The organism is Streptomyces sp. NPDC059900 (genome assembly GCF_050270335.1).
In the GTDB taxonomy this organism is placed as follows: Bacteria; Actinomycetota; Actinomycetes; order Streptomycetales; family Streptomycetaceae; genus Streptomyces.
The window spans coordinates 1-4,627 of sequence record NZ_JBNNJZ010000614.1 but is presented as its reverse complement, the minus strand read 5'-3'; the positions used below and the strand labels follow the sequence as shown (position 1 = coordinate 4,627).

At 72.1% G+C, this 4,627-nt stretch carries 3 protein-coding genes and 1 pseudogene; all 4 read left to right on the top strand.

The features are described from left to right. Positions 1-1,229, top strand: a 1,229-nt coding sequence (locus tag ACQKIP_RS40330) for a cytochrome ubiquinol oxidase subunit I (RefSeq protein WP_427745313.1), incomplete at its 5' end; no start/stop codon positions are given. 52 nt (positions 1,230-1,281) lie between these two features. Further along, positions 1,282-2,334, top strand: a complete 1,053-nt coding sequence (locus ACQKIP_RS40325) for a cytochrome d ubiquinol oxidase subunit II (protein WP_365856487.1) — start codon at positions 1,282-1,284, stop codon at positions 2,332-2,334. Between the two features lie 13 nt (positions 2,335-2,347). Next, positions 2,348-4,078: a thiol reductant ABC exporter subunit CydD gene (gene cydD, locus ACQKIP_RS40320; protein WP_365856485.1), complete on the top strand. Its 1,731-nt coding sequence runs from the start codon at positions 2,348-2,350 to the stop codon at positions 4,076-4,078. Between the two features lie 277 nt (positions 4,079-4,355). Beyond that, positions 4,356-4,627 (top strand): annotated as a pseudogene (locus tag ACQKIP_RS40315) (thiol reductant ABC exporter subunit CydC); the annotation flags it as partial.

Genomic DNA, 4,627 nt, shown 5'->3' with positions numbered 1-4,627 from the left:
CCATGGGGCTCGTCCCCCTCGTGGCGATCATGAACACCCGGGCCGCGTTCACCCGTGATCCCGCCACGAAGGCCGTACGGGAGCGCATGACCCGCTTCTGGGGCCAGCTCTACGTCATCAACTACGCGGTCGGCATCGTCACCGGCCTGGTCATGGAGTTCCAGTTCGGGCTCAGCTGGAGCGGCCTGAGCAAGTTCGCGGGCAACGTCTTCGGCGCCCCGCTGGCTCTGGAAACCCTCATCGCCTTCTTCGCCGAGTCCACCTTCCTCGGCATGTGGATCTTCGGCTGGGGCCGCATGCGCAGGGGGGTGCACGTCACGCTCATCTGGCTGGTGGCCCTGACCGCGTACGCCTCCGGGTACTGGATCATGGTCGCCAACGGCTTCATGCAACACCCCGTCGGCTACGAAGTACGCGACGGCGCGGCCTACTTGACCGATTTCGGGGCGCTGCTCACCAACTCCAGCGCACTGATCGCGCTCTTCCACATCGCCCTGGCCGCGCTGACGACGGGCGGCGTGTTCATCGCCGGGGTCAGCGCCTGGCACTTCCTCCGGCACACGAAGGAGAGCGAGCTGTTCGGCGGCTCCCTGCGCCTGGGGCTGTGGGTGGCCATGGTCGCCTCCTTCTTTGTCGTCATCGTCGGCGAGATGCAGCGGCCGGTGATCGAGCGCACCCAGCCCATGAAGGACGCGGTCCTGGAGAACAGCGGCGTCGCCGAGGTGCAGGCGCAGCTCGTCGATGAGCACGGGCCCGGCGACTACGTGCCCTGGCAGGACACGATGCGGATCTCCATGGACGTGATGACGATCATCGGGAACACCGTCTCCACCATCACGTTCGTCGCCGTCATCCTGCTGTGGAAGAACCGCATGATGCGCTGGCGTCCCGGCCTGTGGGTCCTTGTCGCCACACTCCCCTTCCCCTTCATCGCCTCCGCGGGCGGCTGGGTCGTCCGCGAGGTCGGGCGCCAGCCCTGGCTCGTGTACGGCGAGTTGACGGTCGAGAACGCCCTCTCCCACGTCAGTACGGCCGCGCTCGCCGTGTCCTGCACCGTATTCATCACCGTTTTCCTCGCCCTCGCGGTGACGAACTGGACCCTGATCACCCGCTTCGCCCTCCGGGGCCCGGACGCCACCCAGCTCGGCACTACCGAACCGCTCCCCGAGGACGTGCCCGGGCGGCCGGGGGACGGGCCCGACGAGAAGCTCCCGGCGCCTGCCTTCTGACCCTGCCTGCTGACCGGCGCTACTCCCCCGCCACCACGGAAAGTTGAGCGAGATGACTCTGGAGACCGCCTGGCTGGCCCTCCTCGGCCTGCTGCTCGCCGGGTACTTTGTGCTCGGCGGATACGACTACGGCGTACAGATGCTGCACCCCTTCCTCCTCGGCCAAGACGGCCGGGAGAGCCGGGAGAGCCGGGACGGGGGTCACGGCGGGGGCGCCGGCCAGAACCCCGCCCTCGACGCCATCGCCCCGTTCTTCCTGGGCAACGAAGTCTGGCTGGTCGCCTTCGCCGGTGTCCTGTTCGGTGCCTTCCCGCACCTGGAAGGCACCCTCCTGCCGGGCCTGTACCCGCTGATCGTGGCGATCCTCGTCGGCCTGGTCCTCGGCAACGCCGCGATCCAGCTGCGACGCCGTGCCCGCAGCGCACGCGGGCGGCGCCGGTGGGACGTACTGATCGTGTGCGGCGGGGCCCTGCCCGCCGTGTGCTGGGGGCTCGTCGTGGGCCTGCTGCTGCGCGGTGTGCCCCGCCGCGCGGACGGGAGCTTCCGCATCGGGGCCGGCGATGTGCTCTCGCCGTTCCCCCTGGCCTGCGGCGCCACCACCGCTCTGCTCTTCGCGGCGCACGGCTCGGCGTTTCTGGCCTTGCGCTCGGGACCTGAACTTGCCGCCCGAGCCAGGCACTTGGGCGCTCTGCTGCTGCGCGGGGCGGCCGCCATGGGCTCTCTCGCGCTGCTGCTCACGCTCTTCGGTGCGGGCGCCTCGATGACGAACCGCGCAACCTCGGCGGTCGTCGCCGCCCTGTTCGCGGCGGCGCTCGCCGCTGCCTGGTGGTTCGTGACCCGCGGGCACGACATCCTGGCGTTCGCGGCGACCTGCTGCGCGACGGCGCTGCCCGTACTGCTCGTGGGGGCCGGCCACTATCCGTACCTCCTGATCAGCTCGGCGGGGGCAGGCCTGACCGTCGACCACGCCGTCACGGACGGCGCCACGTTGCAGATCCTGAGCGCGTTCGGGGTCCTGGTGGTCCCGGTGATCCTCGCCTACCAGTCCTGGAGCTGGTGGGCCTTCCGCGGCCGGACGGGCCGCCGCCACCCCAGCTACTTCTGAGAGGAACGCAGGAATGAAGCCCGTCGAGCGCCGCCTGCTGCGCGAACTCCCGGTGCTGCGGCGCCACCTGACGTACTCCTCGGCGCTTTCGCTCCTCGCCGCCGGGCTCGTCGTCGCCCAGGCAACCTTGCTAGCGACGATCCTCGCCGACGGCTTCGCCGGGCGCCCGTTCCCCGGCACTCCGCTCGCCGCCCTGGCCGCCGTCATGACGCTGCGGGCGTTGCTGGCCTGGGCACGCGGGGTGCTCGCGCAGCGCACCGCGGCCGACGCCAAGCGCACGCTGCGCGAGAGGATCACCGGCAGGCTGCGGCACACCAACCCCTTGCGGCTCACGTCCAGGCGCCACGGCGAGACGGTCACGCTGCTCACCCGGGGCCTCGACGCCCTGGACGCGTACATCGTCGGCTACCTGCCCACCATGACGGCCGCCGCGGTGGTACCCCTGACAGTGGTCGGCTGGCTGGCGTGGACCGACTGGACCTCGGCGCTCATCATCGTCGTGACGCTGCCGCTGATCCCGGTGTTCGGTGCCCTGGTCGGCGCGCACACCGCCCGGCGCACCGCCCGGCAGTGGCAGTTGCTGTCCCGTCTGGGCGGGCACTTCCTGGACGTGGTGGCGGGGCTGGCGACCCTGCGCGCCTTCGGCCGCGAGCGGCGTCAGGCCGAGGTGGTGGGTGAGATGGCCGACGCCCATCGGCGGGCCACCCTGCGCACGCTGCGCGTCGCGTTCCTCTCCTCCTTCGTCCTGGAAACCGTCGCCACGCTCTCCGTCGCACTGGTGGCCGTGCCGGTCGGATTGCGGCTGCTGGGCGGCGAGTTGGACCTTCGTACGGCCCTGGTCGTGCTGTTCCTGGCGCCCGAGGCCTATCTCCCGTTGCGTGCGGCGGGTGCGGCCTTTCACGACAGCGCCGAGGGGATCGCCGTGGCCGAGCAGGTGTTCGCCGTCCTCGACGAAGCCGCCGAGGACGACGGCTCGCGCCTGCCCGTGGTGCGCCCTGCCCGTCGCGCCCCGATGCCCGACACCCGCGCCGCGCACCTGCGTCTGGACGACGTCACGGTCCACTACCCCCACCGCGCCGCGCCCGCCCTCCGCGGTGTCTCCCTCTCCCTGCGCCCGGGCGAGCACATCGCCCTGGTCGGCCCGAGCGGCGCGGGCAAGTCCACGCTCCTTGCGCTGCTCCTGGGCTTCACGGCCCCCGCATCGGGACGGGTCACGGTCGACGGCACCGATCTCGCCGACCTCGATCCCGACGACTGGCGCAGTCAGGTGGCATGGGTGCCCCAGCGCCCGCACCTGTTCGCCGCCACCGTCGCGGACAACATCCGCCTCGCACGCCCCGACGCAAGCGACGCGCAGGTCCGCCGGGCGGCCCGGGCCGCCTTCGCCGACCACTTCATCGAGGAACTTCCCCGGGCATACGAGACACTGCTCGGCGAGCACGGCGCCGGGCTCTCCGCGGGCCAGCGCCAGCGGATCGCCCTGGCCCGCGCCTTCCTCAAGGACGCCCCCGTACTGCTCCTGGACGAGCCGACCGCCCACCTCGATCCCCGGAGCGAGGCCGCGGTCACCCGCGCCACGGTCCGCCTCATGCGCGGCAAGACCTCGGTCGTGGTCGCCCATCGCACCAGCCTGCTGCCGCACGCCGACCGAATCGTCACCGTCGAAGCAGGCCGTATCACCGCGGCTTCTTCTTCGGCGGCGACGATGCCGCCCGCTCTCGCCGAGGGACTGATGGCCCCGTGACCACGCGGTTGGCTGCCGCTCGGGACAGGCCGGGGGCGCTCGGTTACGGCGGGACGCGGACGTCGTGCCTGCGGCTTCGGTCACGCGTGGGACCACCTCTGCGGCTGCGGCAGGGCGGATACAGAGCAGCCGGATGGAAAGGAGCGATGGCCCCTCCCGCGCGCTTCATCTGCCGTCCGCACCTGATCCGCTGCCGTACGCCACCGCCCTGGCATCTCCGCCCCGAGCAGCCCACCACCCTCCCCCAACCTGCCCCCGCAGAAAGGCCGGTGGCCAGATGACCCTCCCCGCCGAAGCCGCCGCGACCACCCCGGCGGCACGCCCACCCCGCGCCACCCTGCGTCTCCTGCGCAACCTCCTGCCGTACTGGCGCCGCCTGCTGCCCGCCCTGCTCGCCGCGGCCGGCAGCGAACTCGCCGCCGCCGCGCTGATGGCCACCGCCGCCTGGCTGATCACCCGCGCCGCCGAGCAGCCCCCGCTCGCCTCGGTGAGCCTGGCGATCGTCGCCGTCCGCGCCCTGGCCCTGGGGCGCGGAGCACTGCGCTACAC

Excerpts from the sequence above, each read along its gene's own strand:
- ACQKIP_RS40325 (WP_365856487.1), top strand. The coding sequence starts at position 1,282 with ATGACTCTGGAGACCGCCTGGCTGGCCCTCCTCGGCCTGCTGCTCGCC.
- cydD (WP_365856485.1), top strand. The coding sequence starts at position 2,348 with ATGAAGCCCGTCGAGCGCCGCCTGCTGCGCGAACTCCCGGTGCTGCGG.